Here is a 19244-nt window from a genome sequence, read left to right as displayed (position 1 = left end):
GATATGGTTCTGCGATGGCGTGGATTCTTTTCGTTATCATTATGATTTTAACAGCCATCATATTCAGTACATCTAAACGATGGGTCCACTACCAAGGAGAATAGGGAGGGATAATGATGAATGCAAAAGTTAGAAAAAAAGTTAACGTAACTTTTACCCATATCATTTTAATCATCGTTTCATTGTTGTTTATTCTCCCGTTTATATGGATGGTTTCCACTTCCTTAAAACCAATCACACAGGTATTCACATTCCCAATCGAGTGGATTCCAGATCCATTTCAATGGATGAATTATCTTGATGCAATCGAGTACATTCCTTTTTTTACGTATCTTAAAAATACTGTCTTAATTACGGTGTTAAGTACATTGGGAGTGATTATTTCTTGTCCGCTTGTTGCTTATAGTTTTGCAAAGCTTGAGTGGAGGGGCAAAAATGTATTATTCGTCATAACCATTGCGGTAATGATGATTCCATCCCAAGTGACCATGATTCCTTTGTTTTTATTATTTAATAAAATCGGCTGGGTAGGCACACCACTGCCGCTAATCGTCCCTGCTTTCTTTGGGGTTCCATTCTCCATTTTCTTACTTAGACAGTTTTTCATGGGGCTGCCTGATGCCTTAAGAGATGCAGCAAAAATAGACGGTGCTAGTGAGTTTCGTATTTATTGGCAGATTATGCTCCCATTAGCTAAGCCCGCCATCCTCGCTGTAGGATTGTTCCAGTTCATGGGAAGCTGGACAGACTTTATGGGACCTTTACTTTATTTAACGGATGAAGCTCAATATACGTTGTCATTAGGACTTCAGCAGTTCCAAAGTCAAATGGGGACAGAGTGGGGGCTGATGATGGCTGTAGCCACGATGATGACCATTCCTATTATTATTCTATTCTTCTTTTTACAAAAGACATTTATTAAAGGGATTACATTTAGTGGAATTAAATAGTTAATTCAAGGAGGTCAACAGAATGACAGGAAAATTAAATGTAGGAATTATCGGTTGTGGAGGTATTGCACATGGCAAGCATTTGCCAAGTCTTAAAAAACTTGAAGAAGTAAAATTGGTTGCCTTTTGTGATATTGATTTAGCAAAAGCTGAAAAAGCCGCCAAGGAATATGGAACATCTGATGCATCTGTCTATGAAGATTATAAGGAGTTATTAGCAGACCCATCCATTGATGTGGTTCATGTTTTGACACCTAATATCTCTCATGCTGAAATTTCAATTGCCGCTTTGGAAGCTGACAAGCATGTTATGTGTGAGAAACCTATGGCAAAGACGTATAAAGAAGCTAAACAAATGGCTGATACAGCAAAACGGACAGGCAAAAAACTAACAATTGGCTATAACAATCGCTTTAGACCAGATAGCCAACATTTATACAAGGTGTGCCAGCAAGGTGACTTAGGGGAAGTGTATTTTGCAAAAGCACATGCCATACGTCGTCGTGCTGTCCCAACATGGGGAGTGTTTTTAGATGAAGAAAAACAGGGTGGAGGACCACTAATTGATATTGGGACGCATGCTCTCGATTTAACCCTATGGATGATGGATAACTATCAACCCAAATCGGTGATGGGAAATGTTTATCATCAATTGGGGAAAAAGAAAGACGCAGCTAATGCGTGGGGTCCTTGGGATCCAGAAAAGTTTACAGTAGAAGATTCAGCATTTGGATTTATAACCATGCAAAATGGCGCAACGATTGTATTAGAGGCAAGTTGGGCATTGAATACACTCGATATTGATGAATCCAAATGTTCCCTCAGTGGTACTGAAGGCGGTGCAGACATGAAGGGTGGATTGCGGATAAACGGAGAAAAGTTCAGCAAATTATATCAAACCGATGTGGAACTAGATGCCGGCGGCGTAGCGTTTTATGACGGTAAGTCAGAAAGTGATGCTGACCTAGAAGCATCACTTTGGATAGAATGCCTCATCAATGATACAGAGCCCATTGTCAAACCAGAACAAGCGCTGGTAGTCACTCAGATACTTGAAGCAATCTATGAATCAGCTAAAACAGGTAATGCCGTTTATTTTGAATAGAGGAGGAATATAAATGATTAATGTAGCTTTATTAAGCAGATGGCATGTACATGCCAATGATTATGAAAAGGAAATACGGGAGAATGAAAATTTTTCCGTTCAAGTTATATGGGATGAAGAAGCGGAACGGGGGAGTAAGTGGGCAGAAGAACTGGGTGTCCGATTTGAACAGGATTTACAAAAGGTTTTGACGGATTCTTCTATTGACGCTGTCGTGGTCAATACGCCTACTAGTATGCATAAGGAGGTTATACTAGCTGCAGCAAAGAACCATAAACATATTTTCACTGAAAAGGTGTTGGCTTTTTCACTAGAGGATTGTCAGGAAATCTATCAAGCAGTAGAAGAGCATGGAGTTAAGTTGGTTGTCTCTTTACCTAGATTAACGAAGGATTATTATTTATATGCTCAAAAAGTGGTAGATGAAGGGTTACTAGGTACGTTAACGATGATTCGCTGTCGGCTTGCTCATAATGGAGCGGTACCGGTTAACCAGGAAACCTCAGGATGGCTGCCGGAACGGTTTTTTGATAAGGAATTATGCGGGGGAGGTTCGTTAATAGATTTAGGAGCACATCCCATCTATTTAACCAATCGTTTAGCTGGTCCTGTTTCCGCACTTCATGCACGGTTACAGCAAACCAAACAATTGGGCGTGGATGACAGTGCTGTTGTTTTACTCGAATATACATCTGGTGCGCTTGGCGTAATAGAAACTAGTTTTCTATCACAGAGCAGCCCCTTCCAATTAGAGTTATATGGCACCCATGGGACACTGCTTATTGAAAATGAAGAGATTCGGTTGCTAAAGGACGGCGGGGTGATGTCTATAGAAAAATTGGACTCATTACCAATGCCGATTGAACAATGGGGAGCACTTATTAAGAATGATAAACCTTCAACGATTACTAAAGAAGATGTGGTTAACTTGACCGTAATAAATGAAGCCGCTGCTTTATCTCATCAACGGAAATGTAGAGTGGAAATAAAAGATATCCTGGGGGAGTCAGATGAGTAATATCCTTCGAGTTGGCATTATCGGGGCAGGGGGTATTGCAAGAAATGTACATCTCCCGAATTATAGTAAACATAACGATAAAGTAAAAGTGGTTGCTATTGCAGATGTCGTAAGAGGAAATGCTGAGGTACTGGCTATTGAGTTTGGTATTGATCATGTTTTTAGTGATTATAAGGAAATGTTGGAAACCGTTGAACTGGATGCGGTGAGTATTTGTACACCTAATAAATTTCACGCTGCTGCGACCATCGCTGCCTTAGAAGCGGGCTGCCATGTAATCTGTGAAAAGCCGCCGGCCATGACGGTTGAAGAAGCTGAATTAATGGCTCACACGGCTCAGAAGATGGGAAAAATATTAACCTATGGATTTAATTTCAGACACACGGAAGAAGTTAGTGCACTGAAAAAATATATTCAGGCTGATGAATTAGGTGAGATTTATGCAGCTAGAGTTCATGCTATCAGAAGACGGGGCATTCCTGGATGGGGAGTTTTTACCAATAAAGAATTACAGGGCGGCGGTCCGCTTATTGACATAGGTGTGCATATGCTGGATACAGCTTTATACTTAATGGACTATCCTGAACCAGACACGGTATTTGGGGTTGCCTATCAAAAGCTTGGAAACAAAAAGGGTGTAGGACTATTTGGAGAGTGGGACTGGGAAAAATTCTCGGTAGAAGACATGGTACGCGGCATGATTACGTTTACCAACGGTTCTTCCATTATTATTGAAACGGCATTTGCGGCTAATATTCAACAACATGAAGAGATGAGTGTTGTGCTAATGGGGGATAAGGGCGGGGCAGATGTATTTCCTTTGAAAATCTATCAGGAAAAACATGACACGCTCGTAGACGTAACCCCTACCTACCTTCCCAAAAACCGCGACCATCCTCTTCAGATGGAACGGTTTATTCAGAGCTGCATCGCAGGTGAACCTCCTATTAGTACACCAAAACAGGGAGTGATTCTACAAAAAATTATTAATGGACTGTATGAATCAGCTGATAAAGGTGAAGCGATAAAACTTAACAATCCAGCAGAGGATTGAGCATCTAAAAGAGCAATTTATATTGAATTGCTCTTTTTTAGATTAGGATTCTTTATATATTTTCAATAGATACCTGTACCCGTCTTTGTAAAAGAAGGCGGGGTATCGTTCATTATCAATAGTTCTCAATAGATTGAATTGCTGGAGTAGGGATTTTGTAATGTCCAACTCGCTATCTTGTGGGGTTCTCTTTTGGAAAAAGGTCTCCTCGCCGATTTGTTCTTCTCCAATTATGGTGTCATAGTGTTTTACATAATTTACTGCCATTTCGCTCATTTTAGCGGCCATTTTCTCTCGCAGTTCATCGATTAATTCATTTCCCTCATATACCACTTTATCCTTGAGGTAGATCACTCCGCTGTCCACTTTTTCTGCTGCTTCAAATAACGATAGCACGATCTCATTCTTACCCTCTATGATTTGCCATGGCATGGGGGACCAGCCTTTTCCCTTTGGCAAATCACTCGCATGGATGACAATATTATGAGGGTGTAATGTTAACTTTTCAGGAGGGCAGATTTTAGTCACACTTAGAAAAAAAGCGATATCACCGTTCGTCATTTCGTTAAAGTCGTATATGATTTCGGTAGTATGATCTTTCTTCAAGATCAATTGAAGTTTTTTGGCATGGTCAACGAACCAACTGTCTTTAGAATCTAGAATAAGTGTTATCTTCATGTTTCGGCTCCCTTTATCTCAGATACCATATACTATGGAATGATTGTCCACAGAGTGATTAATGGGTAAGCCTAATCGATATCCACATTCTTTTTCTTTAACAGTTTATTATGGAGTTTCGAGAGGAAAAGCAGGGCGAGAATGGCGCCGAGGAAGGTTAGCGACATATCCCATTGTGCATCCCACCGGTCGCCTTGTGATCCTAAAAATTCTTCTGAAGCTTTTCCGCCCTTTGAAATGATGGAAGCTAACCATTCGATGATTTCATACAGTGCTGAGATAGCAAGGATATAACTCAATGTAATCGCGGTTAACCACGGACCTTTCTTCAGTGGTGTTTTACGGATGGTGATTTCTCTAAGTACGATGGCGAGTAACCCTTTTAGAAAGTGTCCGAACCGGTCATAGTGGTTCCGGTTTAATTCAAAATGGTCTTTAAGCCAATTAAAGAATGGAACCTTTGTGTACGTATAGTGAGCACCTATGAATGTCGTAATCGAAAGCAGCGCGATAATGAAATAGGATAATGTCGTGAGACGAAACCGCTTGTAGGTTGCCAGGAGAATAATGAGTGCCACAATCGCCGGGAGTGCTTCCATTGTCCAGATTAAGTAACCGTTTGGCTTAATAAGGGACCAAATCAAAACAGCAAGTACGACCACTAACAATAATAAATGAAGCTTAGTACTCTTTTCTTTCAGCAATCTTTTCACTCATTTCATTGTTTTTATCTATTCTTTTCTTTAAATGCCGCTTTTATTAAAAAACACTGCCAACTGTAGAGGTTGGCAGTGTTTTTTAGGTCTATTCTTCTAGGTACGGCCAGATTTGATAGGTATCAGATGTTTCTTTTCCTTGTAATAAGACTTTTTTTACATGTCGTAATTTGTCATCTTTAATTTCGATGGAGAAGTCGCCGCTTTTACCAATGAACAGACGATTTTTAATCGTGACATACATGGTGTCCCCTTCGATTTCATAGTCATAGCCGCTGTATTTAATCGCTCCGCTACTGAAACTTCCATCCGTAGTCAGCGTTTCACCTTCAAAATTTGTGCTGCTGATATAGAGTAGATCCATTTCTGTTGGGTCTGTTTTAAAGAGTGCCCATGAAGCTAGTATTACGATGATTATGACTACGATTCCGATGATTCGTTTCAATGTAGTGCCTTCTTTCTAAGTTTTTTTAGGTGGATTCTTTGTGACAAAAATAGGAGGAATGGAGTATTAAGTCATATTTTAACAGAAAAATTATTGTATTAGTGGATAAATTTATGTAAGATGTACTTAAATGTTAACGTTAACAAAATTTAAACGTATTCGGAATTTAGGTCTAGTAATTTGTTTTTATTAAAAATGTTAACGCTAACATAATTTGAAAAGGATGCGGTGAACTTTATGAAAGACTTTATGGGAGAGAATTTTTTACTATCTACGGATACAGCGGTTGAGCTTTACCATACATATGCCAAGGATATGCCGATTATTGACTATCATTGTCACTTGAGCCCTAAAGAGATTTATGAGAATAAGCGATTCAAAAACATCACGGAAGCTTGGCTGTATGGTGACCATTATAAATGGCGGTTAATGAGAGCAAATGGGATTTCTGAGGAATGTGTGACAGGGAATGCCGATGATTATGACAAGTTTCTGGCATGGGCCAAAACGGTACCAATGACCATCGGAAATCCGTTGTATAACTGGACGCACTTGGAGTTACAACGCTTTTTTGATGTACATGAACTCTTAAACGAAAAAAGTGCTCCGGTCATTTGGGAAAAAGTAAATGGTTTGCTGCAAGGGGAGAACTTTGGTGCCAGAGATTTAATAGTGAAATCAAATGTTAACGTCATCTGTACAACCGACGACCCAATCGATTCACTAGAGTATCATCAGTTATTACAAAAAGATCAAGACTTTAATGTAAGCGTTTACCCTAGTTTCCGCCCAGATAAGGGCTTAGCCATTAATCTGCCAGGTTATCTTGAGTGGGTCAATCAATTGGCAAAGGTATCTGAACAGCAAATTGAAGATTACGATAATTTTCTGAAGGCTTTAGAATCTCGGGTCCGCTTTTTCCATGAAGTTGGCGGCAGAGTGTCCGATCATGCGCTCGATGTCATTGTGTATGAAGAAGGGACGAAAGAAGAGGTCGCCGCGATTTTCGCTAACGTCCTGCAAGGCGGGGAAATCACAAAAGAAGAAGAAAGAAAATATCGGACGTATACCCTGAATTTCTTAGGCGGGTTATATGCGGAGCTCGGATGGACGATGCAATTCCATATCAATGCGCTTCGTAATAATAATGACCGGATGTTTAATGTGCTGGGACCAGATACAGGCTATGATTCGATGAATGATGATGGCATCGCGAAGCCGCTTGTCTCCATTCTTAATGCTATGGAAAAAGAAAACAGCTTGCCAAAAACGATTCTCTATTCCTTGAATCCAAATGATAATCCAATCATCGCAAGTATTATTAATAGTTTTCAAGATGGAAAGACACCTGGAAAGATCCAGTTTGGTCCAGCATGGTGGTTTAATGATTCGAAGGAAGGCATGATTGATCAAATGAAGGCACTTGCGAATGTAGGTCTCTTTACCCGTTTTCTTGGAATGCTGACGGATTCGAGAAGCTTTCTCTCTTACACAAGACATGAGTATTTCAGAAGAATTCTTTGCCAGCTGCTAGGTGAATGGGTTGAAAATGGAGAAGTGCCAAATGATATGGAACTGTTGGGCAGTATCGTGCAAGGGATTTCCTATGATAATGCCAATACCTATTTTGGATTTGAGTAAGTAATAAAAAGAGCTCTCTATTCGTCCTTCGCCAAAAGTAGAATAGAGAGTCCTTAAGAAAAAAATAGTCAGACTTAGTATAACAAAATGTGTGGACATTATAAATCTATATCCTTGGGAGGATACCATGAGTACAAATCTTGCTCCAAGCATACCCATTATAGAAGCACCTAAAGAAAAGCTAAGTTTAAAAGAAAAAATCTCGTATGGGTTCGGTGATTTTGGTAACGGTTTCATGTTCGACTTAGGCCAGTTGTACCTCTTGAAATTCTTAACCGATGTCGCCGGTATCCATGCCGCTGCGGCGGGAATGATTTTCTTAGTCAGTAAGTTGTTCGCAGCCGTAGCCGATCCGATTGTTGGTTCATCGATTGATTATCGGAAAAATATTGGGAAGCGTGGTAAGTTCAGACCGTATTTAGTATTTGGTAGTTTGGCGTTAGCGTTTATCACGGTTTTACTGTTCATTTCGCCTGATTTTTCTTATACAGGAAAACTCGTTTATGCGTATGGAATCTATATGATCTGGGGAGTTGCCTACTCCTTTACCAATATTCCTTATGGTTCACTTGCAGCAGCGATGACGCAGGATGCAGAAGACCGGACGTCACTTGCTACGTTCAGACAAATCGGTTCACTAGGCGCATTATTGATTACAAGCATTGTGGTTATGCCGTTGGTCGTACAATTTGAAAACCCAAGTGTTGGATTCCCTGTGACGATGGGCATTATGTGTGTGATTGGGATTATCAGCTTCTATATTTGTTTCCGCAATACGAAGGAAAGAAATGTATGTACAGCACCTCCAACTGAAAAACTATCGTTCAAGTCGATTTTTAAAACATTTGTTCAAAATAAACCATTGTTAACACTTGTGCTGATGACTATTTTCTCAATATCCGCTTATAATATTAAATCAGCGTTATTAATCTATTTTGCTCAATATAATTTAGGGAGTGTTACGCTAGTTGCTAGTATGAGTTTCATCATTATTGGTTCTTCTTTCTTAGGTGTCATCATGATGCCTAAACTTGTCGCAAGATTCGGAAAGAAGAATACAGCGATGCTCGGATTTGCGATTTGTATTGTGGCTGATTTAATCAATTTCTGTATCCCAACAAATATCTACTCATTTACGATTCTATCAGCAATCGCTTTCATTGGAATCAGTATTCCAAACGGCATTACATGGGCTTTTGTTTCCGATATCATTGATTATGGAGAATGGGTATCAGGAGAGCGGAAAGAAGCAACAACGTATTCATTATTTAATTTTTCACGAAAATTAGCTCAATCGCTTGCAGGTTTCATTTCTGGTATTGGTCTAAGTTTGATCGGTTATATCCCCAATGTGGCCCAATCAGCCGGAACCCTGCTGGGAATTAAGGGGCTGCTGACCCTATATCCAGCCGTAACGTTGACGTTCGCTTTGATTATCATTGGATCATTGTATAAATTAACAGACGAAAAACATGCCGAAATCATCCTGGATCTTAAATCAAGACACGTATAACCGGGAAATTAAATATGGTATGCTTATCAGAAGTATACTTCGTGATTTTAAAGGATGAGTAGAATGGTAACGATAAAAGATATTGCTAGCTTATTAAATGTTTCGCATACGACGGTATCAAGGGCGTTAAATAATAGTCCATTGATTAAAGAGGATACAAGAAAAAAAGTCCTGGATTTAGCTTCTCAGCTGGATTATACGCCTAATTATAATGCCAAAAATCTAGTGCTGAAGAAATCCCACACGATTGGCCTGTTTTTTACGAGTATTACAAATGGAACGTCGCCCAGCTTCTTTTCAGATACGATCAAAGGTGTTAACAGTGTGATTAATGAACAGTTAAATTTGTTTGTCCGGGGGATTGATGATTACCACGATTTTTCGACCATTAACAGCGGACGGTTCGATGGAATCATTTTAGTGAGTCAAAGTGATGAGGATAATATCTTCATTTACCACGTCCTTCAAAAAAAGATCCCGCTCGTCGTCCTAAACCGGCAAGTGGATGAAAAAAAACTGATTAATATCTTATCGAATGATCGAGAAGGCGCGTATCAGGCGATTGAATATTTGATTCAAAAAGGCCATCAGGACATCGCGATTATTGAAGGGAAGGAAGGATTCAATTCAACTCTCAAACGTAGAGACGGGTACGTAAAAGCGTTGATTGATTATCAAATTCCGATTAAAAGTGAGTATATGGTCAAAGGGAATTATGATATGCAGAGCGGGTATCATGCAATGGAACAGCTGCTTTCGATGAAAAAGCCGCCGACTGCTGTATTTTGTTCCAATGATGATATGGCGCTCGGAGCAATGAATTCAGTCTTTGCTCATCAGTTAAAGGTTCCAGATGATGTATCGATTATCGGATTCGATGATATTGGTTTTGCCCAATATACCACGCCACAGTTAACCACGGTGAAGAGGCCGATTGAGGAGATTAGTGTCATTGGAGCTGAAAAATTAGTAGATTTGATGGAGCAGCCGAGTGAACGCGGCGAACTAATCTTTGTTAATACGGAATTAATAGTTCGGAATTCCGTGAACGAATGAGACCCGTTTAGGGTTACCTAAATTGTTAACGTGTGCATTTTGAGGGGAGGAAAAATAAAAATGGAGAAATTAAGTAGAAAAATAGGCGAAGACTACCCCGTCTACCCTGAAAAGGTCCTTCAGTTTGGAGAAGGCAATTTCTTACGCGCCTTTGTCGATTGGCAGTTATATGTTCTAAATAAGGAAACCAATTTTAACGGAAGTGTGGTGGTTGTTCAGCCAAAGGGAACGAATAAAATTGTCGGACTCAATGAACAAGAGGGGTTATTTACTTTATACCTGCAAGGAATGAAAGAGAATAAAGCCGTTAATGAACATATGATCGTCGATACAATTAGCAGAGGCATTGATTTATTTACTGATTATCACCAATATATCGAATTAGCACACAGTGAAGAGCTGCGATTCGTTATTTCGAATACAACCGAAGCAGGGATTTATTTTGAACCGACGGACCGGTTAGAAGACCGGCCGCAGATTAGTTTTCCAGGAAAACTAACAGCGTTCTTATTCCACCGTTTTCAAGCATTCAACGGAGATCAGCAAAAAGGCTGTATCGTGATTCCTTGTGAATTAATTGAAGAAAACGGAATTAAGTTGAGAGAAATCGTTCTTCAATATGCGGAGCTCTGGAATCTTGGTGAAGAGTTTGTTTCATGGATTATGCAAAACAACACATTTTGTAATAGTTTAGTAGACCGTATCGTACCTGGTTTCCCAAAAGACAATATTGACGAAATTACAGAAGAGTTAGGGTATCAAGACGATCTAGTCGTTGTGGGCGAACAGTATCATCAGTGGGTGATTGAAGGTCCGCAGTGGATTAAGGATGAATTCCCCATTGATCAAGTGGCTTTAAACACGTTTATTGTCGATGATTTAACGCCTTACCGTACACAAAAAGTGAGGATTTTAAACGGTGCTCATACAGCGATGACGCCGATAGGGTATTTAGCTGGTTTGGAAACGGTCTCAGAAGCGGTGGAAGACGAAGAAGTCGGCCGTTATATTCATGAACTGATTTATGAAGAAATTGTGCCGACGCTCAACTCTGATGTAAAGGTGTTCGCTAATGATGTAATTAATCGGTTTAGAAATCCATACTTTAAGCATTACTTACTAAGCATAAGCTTAAATTCAATATCTAAATTTACAGCGAGGATTTTACCAACTCTCTTAGATTACCTAGAGAAGAAAAAAGAGCTGCCGCAGCGGATTGTTTTTTCCTTAGCCGCCTTATTACATTTTTATCGGGGGAAAAGAGAAGATGATGCAGCTGTGCTAGACTGGTTTGTCGCATCATGGAAAGCGGTGGATGAGCAAAGTATAACTCTTGATCAATTTGTTCAAAGCTGCCTGAGTAACCAGTGTATATGGGGAATGGATTTAACCAGCGTAGACGGTCTAACGGAATTGGTGACGGAATATTTGGATAAAATCGAACAAGCTGGAATGAGGGATGCACTGATGAGTGTCAATAAGGAGGGGATTTCATGAAGGAAATTATGCAAATCACGGAACAAGACAATATTGTCTTGGCTTTACGAAAGCTGGCTAAAGACGAGAAGATCGTTGTAAACGGAAGCGAAATAGTCATCAAACAAGAGGTTGATCGAGGGCATAAAGTAGCTTTGAAGGATTTAAAAAAAGGTGACCATGTGATGAAATATGGCTTTCCAATCGGTCACGCCCTAGAAGATATTGGAGTTGGCGAGTGGGTTCATACGCATAATACCAAAACGAATTTGTCTGGGACGCAAGAATACAGCTACAAACAAAAATTAACAGAAAATCCATTCCAAAATGAACAGTTAACCTTTAAAGGCTATAAGCGAAGCAATGGGTTAGTCGGAATCAGAAATGAGCTGTGGATTGTCCCAACTGTCGGCTGTGTCAATGGAATTGCCGAGAAAATCATCAAACGATTTGAAAAAGAAGTGAACGATATTGCCCCTTTTGATAATATGCTAGTTTTTAAGCATAGTTTCGGATGTTCGCAATTAGGCGATGACCATGAAAATACGAAGAAAATTTTATTGAATGCCGTTAACCATCCGAATGCCGCCGGGGTATTGGTGCTGGGACTTGGGTGTGAAAATAATGAGATGGTCACCTTTAAAGAGTCACTGGGAAATGTAGATGATAATCGGATTAAATTCCTTGTGTCACAATATGTCACTGATGAAATCGAAGCAGGAGTGGAGCTGGTCAAAGAAATCCATGCTCATGCCCAAAACGACAAGCGGGAAGATGTTCCGTTAGCCGAATTGAAAATCGGTCTGAAGTGCGGCGGGTCCGATGGCTTTTCAGGGATTACGGCCAATCCTCTTTTAGGAAGATTTTCTGATTTTCTGATTGCTCAAGGAGGAACAACTGTCTTGACAGAAGTTCCGGAAATGTTTGGGGCAGAAACGATTCTGATGGAACGAGCGGAAACCGAGGAAGTCTTTCATAAAACGGTCGCGTTAATTAATGATTTTAAAGATTATTTTCTAACATTTAATCAGCCAATCTATGAAAACCCTTCGCCTGGTAATAAAGCAGGCGGGATCACTACGCTTGAGGACAAATCACTGGGCTGTACCCAAAAAGCCGGTTCAGCACCCGTAGTCGATGTTTTAAAATACGGAGAAGTATTACAAAGAAAAGGCTTGAATCTCTTGAGTGCTCCAGGAAATGATTTGATCGCATCCTCCGCACTAGCTGCGGCAGGCTGTCATATCGTCTTATTCACAACCGGAAGAGGAACACCATTTGGCACATTCGTTCCAACGATGAAGGTTTCGACCAATACACCAATCTATGAAGCGAAACCGCATTGGATCGACTTCAATGCAGGCACGCTGCTCGAAGATGACGTATCACCCGAGCTTGTCTTACGCGACTTCATCGACTACATCATCCAAGTCGCCAACGGAGAATTCGTCAACAATGAAAAGAACGACTTTAGAGAACTGGCAATCTTTAAAACAGGGGTAACACTGTGAAAGGAGGAGCAGATGCTTCTTCTTTTTTTGTGTGTCTTGTGAAAATGGGTATCTTTCTCTAGTAATGTTTGGAAATCAAACTAGGATTCTAGTAAATGACGCATTTTCAACAACCCCAGGGATCTTGAAACGTTTTCAAGAGCCTGGAGATGCTTCCGCACATAGATAGGCTTGTTCCGCACCAAAAATGACTGAAGCGCACATGAATTAGCCTTTCCGCACATAAATAAGCTCCAAGCGCACATAAAACCTGCCATTTCGCACAAAGTCGTCGCTGGGAAGCGGCAAATAAGCCCGCAGCGCAGGGTTAAGAGCGGTTTGTCTTGTGAAAATGGGTATCCTTCTCTAGTAATGTTTGGAAATCTAACTAAGATTCTAGCAAATGACACATTTTCAACAACCCCGCTGAAATGCTTCCGCACAGAAATAGGCTTGTTCCGCACAAAAAATGGCTTAAGCGCACATTAACCCTGCGATTTCGCACAAAGTCATTGCTGGGAAGCGGCAAACAAGCTAGCAGGCAGGATCAGGGGAGGTTTTGTTTTGTGAAAATGGGTATCTTTCTCTAGTAATGTTTAGAAGTCTAACTAAGATTCTAGCAAATGACACATTTTCAACAACCCCGCTGAAATGCTTCCGCACATAAATAGGCTTGTTCCGCACAAACAAGTGGCTGAAGCGCACATGAATTAACCATTCCGCACAAAAATGAGCGCCAAGCGCACACAAACAGCATTTTTCCGCACAAAGTCATCGCTGGGAAGCGGCAAATAAGCCCGCAGCGCAGGGTCAAGGGAGGTTTGTCTTTTAAAAAAGTGTATCTTTCTCTACTAACGTTTGGAAATTCCACTTAGTTTAATAAATGACACATTTTCAACAACCCCGCTCTTTTTTGAAACTCACTAAAAAGACGACAGCCTCCCTAAAGGAGAGTCTGTCGTCTTTGTGTTATTTGTTGACTCCGTAGCTGAGCAGGTTGGTGAAGATTCGGTAGCCTCCTGGGACTTGGCCTTGGATTTGGCGGTAGAAGACTAGATTGGTGTAGAGATAGGTGCCTTTTCCGTGTTTCGCCATCAGGATGCCGCCATCGAATGGAGCTTCGTTGGGATCAGCCATGCTGACAAAGGTTTCGAAGCGTTCATCCCATTTCATTGGGTAGTAGAGACCGCGTTCTTGAATCCAGTTGTCCCAGTCTTTGTCGGTAATTTTATTCGGGTAGTTGAACAACGGTGAGTCGGGCTTTAAAACAGTCACTTTAGCCTTTTCATCGGTTACGCGCCATTTAATCGACACATCCCCAAGTTTGAGTTCATACGGTGCGGTAGTCAAGGCATTCCAGCCGTCAGAAGGCTTATGGTATTGAACAACTAGATGACCTCCGTCTTCTACGTATTTCATCAGTCGGTTATTGTTCGCCTTCAAATCTTGCCTTGATAGATAGGCGCGGATTCCGGTTACAATCGTATCGTATTGACTCAAATCGCCGGTTGCTAGATCACTTTCGGTTAGGTTTGTAATGTCAAAACCGGTATTAGTCAGGTACTCATCGACTTTATCAAAGCCGCTGCTAATGTAGCCGATTTTCAGCTTGTCGGGCTTTAATAGCTCAAACGCAACGGTGTTGACTTGTGCTGGGTATTGATAATAAAAGGTACCGATATGATCATAGTGTATTTCTTGGATGGTCGAGCTGAATGCTTTTCCATTGACGGTAGCTTCTGCTGAAATTTTTGTACTGCCTTCCTTAATATCAGAAGGCGGAACCAGCTTGAAGTTCACGCTTTTCTCTTCAGCATGTTTTGTAAAGGCAACATTCGCCTGATGTGGAGTCACACTCCAGCCTGCTGGAACTTTCAACGATACAGCTGTGTTTATCTTGCCTTGTTTGTAGTTCTTTACCTTTAGTGTAACCGGGATTTCTTTTTGAACATCTGCTGTATTGACGGTAATATCTTCAGGGGACAGCGTCAAACTAACATCTGGAAGCACCGCCGTTGTGCCTGCAAGTTCTTCAAGGTGAACGGTTTTCGTGCTGTCAGATTCATAACTGATGGAAGCTGTGACCGCAGGGGCATCATAGGCGTGATAATTCTTGGCCTTTGCTGGGATTTGCAATGTATACGTATAAACTAAGGATTTGCCTGGCTTTAAATTAGCCGGTTTCGTTTTGGTCGTCGCTTTCCAACCGCTTGGAATCTTTAGTGCGGCGTGCGCTTTTTTCAACGTTTGCTTGCCTGTGTTTTTCAGGCTGACCGTAACTGTTGTTTTTTCACCTTTTGTCCAGACGTTTGCTGCTGCTTTTGCGCTTACTTCAAGTCCCGAGGAAACAAAGCTGACTTGTTGCAGCTGCTCTTCTTTTGTGGAAAGTTTATGAAGTAAATCGGCTTTTACTGATTTAGAGAGTTTTGATTTTTCGGTAAGTTTAGTGAGTTGGCTAAGATTTTTTAATCCTTTTTGTGATTTAGTATAGACGCTGTTGGAATTCGGATAAGCTGCTACGATGCCATCCAGCTCTTTTTGCAGTGATTTTAGCTTGGCTCTAACTGAATATTCACTGTAAGGGAGCGTTTGAGCCCATTCAGTCAGGTTATAGGGAACACCTGCAAAAAGGTCATTGTTATTCTTTGCTTTGACTATGCTATGAATTAAATCAAGGTGGGTTTGCTTAGGAGCAGCAGGGATATCTGAGCCCATTCCCTGACTTTTATGCATGTAGCGGGATTGCTCGCCAAGCTGAGGATACGTCATGTTGTAGATTGGATCAAACATTCCGATTTCAATAGAGGTTGTGGCGTTTGCCGCCTTTTCAGCCGGTAGATATAGTTTTTTGATTTGCCAAACAGATAAGCCTTTTTTCAGTTGTTCAGGAAAAACCGAAGGATCAGCAGCATCCTTATAGGCGCGTTCAGTTAAAATGGCCATGGTACGATGATGTCCATGCTGCGTGTCATCGTTGCGGAAGGAGGGCATCACAATATCTGGCTGGTAGGTGCGGATAAAAGCAATTAATCGTTCATAGGTTAACTCTTCTCCCCAATTAGCCAATGTTTCTTCAGGAGTTTTGGAAAAGCCAAAGTCGAAGATCGGATCAGAGGTGGTTTCGCTAAGGTGGTAAGCTTTGACGCCGGTAATCTTCGCCGCTTCGATCATTTCACGGGTGCGGATGATTCCCAGGGCATCGTTTAATTCATCACCAATCTCATTTTGTCCGCCTTCCCCGCGGTTAGCGATTAAACTCGATGTTTTTACCCCAAGACCACGCGAGAGGTAGGCTAGGAAATCACTTCTTTCATCATCTGGATGAGCCCCAGAATTTAAAAAGGTAACCGTCGTTTCTAATGGTTTGACAACATTCCATAAATCAACATCAGGTGTGTTTTTCTCCGCTTGGCCGGTAATAGGAGCCATAGAAACAATCAACAGTATCGAGAACAAAATTAAGAAAACCTTCTTCATTCGTGCACCCCTTTCGATTGTTAAGCATGTTAAAAACACGAACCTTTCAATTACCCCTCCTTTGGTAATAGGTATAAAGTAGGTTAGTAAACCTTCCTAACTAACGAAAGATAACCCCTTACTTAATGTAATACCACATAAGGATAATATTGTAAATATCTGACGGGCGAAATAAATCATTGAATGCGTGCATAGCTTATGATTAGTTAGAATATTTAAAATATTAGTTGTAATTTTTTGGAACTTATTTTATATTGAAGTTAATTAGTAAATTTTACTAACCAAATTAAAGGCCGTGATGTGATGAGGAGTAATCAAACACCTATGAATCTTAAATTGATGAATAAGAAGAGAGTCCTTCAATGTATCCAAAAACATGAGGCAATCTCACGAGCAGAAATCGCAGTAAAGGTTCAGATTTCAAAACCTACCGCATCCTTGTTGGTTGATGAGCTGATCTCAGAAAAGTGGGTCATCGAGAAAGGAAATGGTGAATCGACTTCACAAGGAGGACGAAAACCGATTCAGTTGTATTTCAATGCAAAAGCCGGCTACATCCTCGGTGCAGACATTGGAGGAACAAAGGTTAAGGCGATTTTATGTGATTTAAGAGGAACAATTATCGCGGAAAGTGAGTTTAACACGAGCCGTTATTTACAATCAGGCTTACTTAGTCAGCTCGCTTTTGAGGTTGAACAGATGATTCAGAAAAGCACTATTAAAATGCAAGAGATTCTCGGAATGGGGGTCGGGATCCCAGGGGTTACTGAATCGAAGAGCGGTCTTATTATTGATGCACCAAGTTTGAATTGGGTTCAATATCCCTTTCTTACAGAAGCAAAGCGTTATTTTTCTTTTCCCATTTACATTGATAATGATGTGAATGCCGCAGCACTAGGTGAGCAGTGGCTTGGGAATGCGCAGAATAAGAAGAATGTCTTGTTTATCGCGGTAGGGACGGGAATTGGCAGCGGGATTATTATTAATAATCAGCTGTATCGAGGCGCAACTAGTGCAGCGGGTGAGATTGGCTATATGGTAACAAATAAAAATGATATGAAATCTGCGTTTAGACCTATTTTTCAACGTTATGGATACTTAGAAAGCGTGGCTGGAGGGAAATCAATAGGGATTAACTTAACAGAGGCAATACAGAAGCAGCCGGATCATCCGTTATACGAACAAGCCATGAAAGAAGAGCTTTCAGGGGAATTGGCTTTTTCACTGGCAGAAAAAGGCGACAAGCTGGCAGAAGCGGTCATCGAAGACGCGATAGAACATTTAGCATATGGAATCATCAATGCCGCGAGCTTACTTAATCCAGAAGTGATTATTTTGGGAGGTGGTGTTTTTAAATCTGCAGATTATATTTTGCCGAAGCTGCGCAGCATGATTACGCATTATCTGCCAAGCGCAGTCAAATTGAAAACCTCACAACTAGGCGAAAAAGCGGGCGTCTTAGGCGCCGTTTCACTCTTTTTGCATGAGCATGACAGTCTATTACACTATCAATATGAGGGGGATTATTATTGATGAACATTAAAAAGAAATCGATATTAACGGCGATGACATTGTCGGCTGTAATGGCGCTTGGTGCCTGTAATTCTGATGAAAAAACGGGCGGGGAAACCGAAGATAAAAAAGATAAATTAGAGGAGAAAATCGTTGTCTATTCACCGCATGGCAAGGACATTCTGTCAAAATTTGAGAAACAATTTGAAGAGAAATATAGCGGGGTCGATGTGGAATGGCTCGATATGGGTTCACAGGAAATTCTCGATCGGGTACGATCTGAAAAAAATAATCCTCAAGCCGATGTCTGGTGGGGGGCTCCTTCAACGAGCTTCGATCAAGCCAAGGATGAATCGTTATTGACTCCTTATAAACCAAGCTATGCGTCGAATTTAGATGATAGTTTTTATGATCCGGACTGGAATTGGTCAGGAACTAGTCAGACACCGGAAGTAATTATGTATAACACTAAAGAATTGAGTGCAGATGAGGTTCCGAAGGATTGGGATGAACTACTGGATCCAAAGTGGAAGGATGAAATCATTATTCGTTACCCGCTTGCTTCCGGAACAATGAGAACCATTTTCTCAGCGATGATTTACCGCGATTTTAAAGATAGCGATGATCCCGCAAAAGGATATGAGTGGTTAACGAAACTTGATCAAAATACGAAGGAATATTCAGCCAATCCAGAAATGATGTATAACAAGGTGGCAAAAGGTGAAGGTGCGTTATCAGTTTGGGCGATGCCTGATGTTGTCATGCTGAAGGAAAATAAAAACTACCCGTTTGACTTTGTCATTCCAGAAAGCGGTACACCTGTATTAACAGAAGGAATCGCTGTGGTGAAGGATGCACCTCATCCTAAAGCAGCTGAAGCGTTTTATGAATTTGTGAATTCACCTGAGGCAGCTAAAATTCTAGCTGAAGAATTCTACCGGATTCCAACTAGAAGTGATGTAACCGATCTTCCAAAGTGGATTACGGATACGGAAATCAAAAGCATGGAGATTGACTGGAAAGTCTTTCAGGAAAAGAGTGACGAATGGATGAAGTATTGGGACGAAAACATCAAGAGCGGTGATAAAGAAATTAAAGAATAGGAAGTGTATG

The 19244-nt window shown here is 40.9% G+C and carries 15 protein-coding genes; 11 read left to right on the top strand and 4 right to left on the bottom strand.

Annotated features, from left to right (window positions below; translation table 11 throughout):
• Positions 1-116 precede the first annotated feature (116 nt).
• The 4 genes from WYK_RS06815 to WYK_RS06800 are packed head-to-tail and all read left to right on the top strand — an operon-like array spanning position 117 to position 4127.
• Positions 117-950 (top strand): carbohydrate ABC transporter permease, encoded by an 834-nt coding sequence (locus tag WYK_RS06815; RefSeq protein WP_040373789.1) that lies wholly within the window; start codon positions 117-119, stop codon positions 948-950.
• 22 nt (positions 951-972) lie between these two features.
• Positions 973-2055, top strand: coding sequence for a Gfo/Idh/MocA family protein (locus WYK_RS06810; RefSeq protein ID WP_040373788.1), 1083 nt, complete (start codon positions 973-975; stop codon positions 2053-2055).
• A 13-nt stretch (positions 2056-2068) separates the two neighbouring features.
• Complete coding sequence (locus WYK_RS06805; protein WP_040373787.1) at positions 2069-3073, top strand: Gfo/Idh/MocA family protein; 1005 nt, start codon at positions 2069-2071, stop codon at positions 3071-3073.
• Entirely contained in the window at positions 3066-4127 is a 1062-nt protein-coding gene (locus WYK_RS06800; protein WP_040373786.1) for a Gfo/Idh/MocA family protein, read from the top strand. The genes WYK_RS06805 and WYK_RS06800 overlap by 8 nt, the downstream gene beginning before the upstream one ends.
• Positions 4128-4169: 42 nt before the next feature.
• On the opposite strand, the gene WYK_RS06795 is transcribed toward WYK_RS06800, so the two are convergent.
• From WYK_RS06795 to WYK_RS06785, 3 genes are all read right to left on the bottom strand, one after another.
• Entirely contained in the window at positions 4170-4805 is a 636-nt protein-coding gene (locus tag WYK_RS06795; RefSeq protein WP_040373785.1) for a formyltransferase family protein, read from the bottom strand.
• Positions 4806-4876: 71 nt separating this feature from the next.
• Positions 4877-5509, bottom strand: a complete 633-nt coding sequence (locus WYK_RS06790; protein ID WP_040373784.1) for a DUF2238 domain-containing protein — start codon at positions 5507-5509, stop codon at positions 4877-4879.
• 100 nt (positions 5510-5609) lie between these two features.
• Positions 5610-5966, bottom strand: a complete 357-nt coding sequence (locus tag WYK_RS06785; RefSeq protein ID WP_040373783.1) for a hypothetical protein — start codon at positions 5964-5966, stop codon at positions 5610-5612.
• 237 nt (positions 5967-6203) lie between these two features.
• On the opposite strand from WYK_RS06785, the gene uxaC reads away from it, so the two are divergent.
• The 5 genes from uxaC to WYK_RS06760 all read left to right on the top strand — a co-directional run bounded on the left by uxaC (position 6204) and on the right by WYK_RS06760 (position 13163).
• Positions 6204-7607, top strand: coding sequence for a glucuronate isomerase (gene uxaC, locus WYK_RS06780; RefSeq protein ID WP_040373782.1), 1404 nt, complete (start codon positions 6204-6206; stop codon positions 7605-7607).
• Positions 7608-7734: 127 nt separating this feature from the next.
• Entirely contained in the window at positions 7735-9120 is a 1386-nt protein-coding gene (locus tag WYK_RS06775; RefSeq protein ID WP_040373781.1) for an MFS transporter, read from the top strand.
• A gap of 63 nt (positions 9121-9183) precedes the next feature.
• Positions 9184-10176 (top strand): LacI family DNA-binding transcriptional regulator, encoded by a 993-nt coding sequence (locus WYK_RS06770; RefSeq protein ID WP_040373780.1) that lies wholly within the window; start codon positions 9184-9186, stop codon positions 10174-10176.
• A 60-nt stretch (positions 10177-10236) separates the two neighbouring features.
• A complete protein-coding gene (locus tag WYK_RS06765) occupies positions 10237-11673 on the top strand; it encodes a tagaturonate reductase (RefSeq protein WP_040373779.1) in 1437 nt (478 codons plus the stop codon).
• Complete coding sequence (locus tag WYK_RS06760; RefSeq protein WP_040373778.1) at positions 11670-13163, top strand: UxaA family hydrolase; 1494 nt, start codon at positions 11670-11672, stop codon at positions 13161-13163. The genes WYK_RS06765 and WYK_RS06760 overlap by 4 nt, the downstream gene beginning before the upstream one ends.
• A gap of 948 nt (positions 13164-14111) precedes the next feature.
• Here WYK_RS06760 and WYK_RS06755 read toward each other — a convergent pair.
• Positions 14112-16619, bottom strand: a complete 2508-nt coding sequence (locus WYK_RS06755; RefSeq protein ID WP_040373777.1) for an NEW3 domain-containing protein — start codon at positions 16617-16619, stop codon at positions 14112-14114.
• 324 nt (positions 16620-16943) lie between these two features.
• Here WYK_RS06755 and WYK_RS06750 point away from each other — a divergent pair, with 324 nt between their 5' ends.
• Together WYK_RS06750 and WYK_RS06745 are read left to right on the top strand one after the other, a co-directional pair.
• On the top strand, positions 16944-18152 hold the full coding sequence (locus tag WYK_RS06750; protein WP_040373776.1) for an ROK family transcriptional regulator: 1209 nt from the start codon (positions 16944-16946) through the stop codon (positions 18150-18152).
• The gene (locus WYK_RS06745; protein ID WP_235782461.1) at positions 18152-19234 is read left to right on the top strand and encodes an extracellular solute-binding protein; all 1083 of its coding nucleotides are present in this window, start codon (positions 18152-18154) and stop codon (positions 19232-19234) included. The genes WYK_RS06750 and WYK_RS06745 overlap by 1 nt, the downstream gene beginning before the upstream one ends.
• Positions 19235-19244: the final 10 nt, after the last annotated feature.

Origin of the sequence: Peribacillus psychrosaccharolyticus ATCC 23296 (assembly GCF_000305495.1) — a bacterium.
Classification (GTDB): domain Bacteria; phylum Bacillota; class Bacilli; order Bacillales; family DSM-1321; genus Peribacillus; species Peribacillus psychrosaccharolyticus.
The sequence above is the reverse complement of the archived record's forward strand: the minus strand, read 5'-3'. Positions and strand labels throughout refer to the sequence as shown.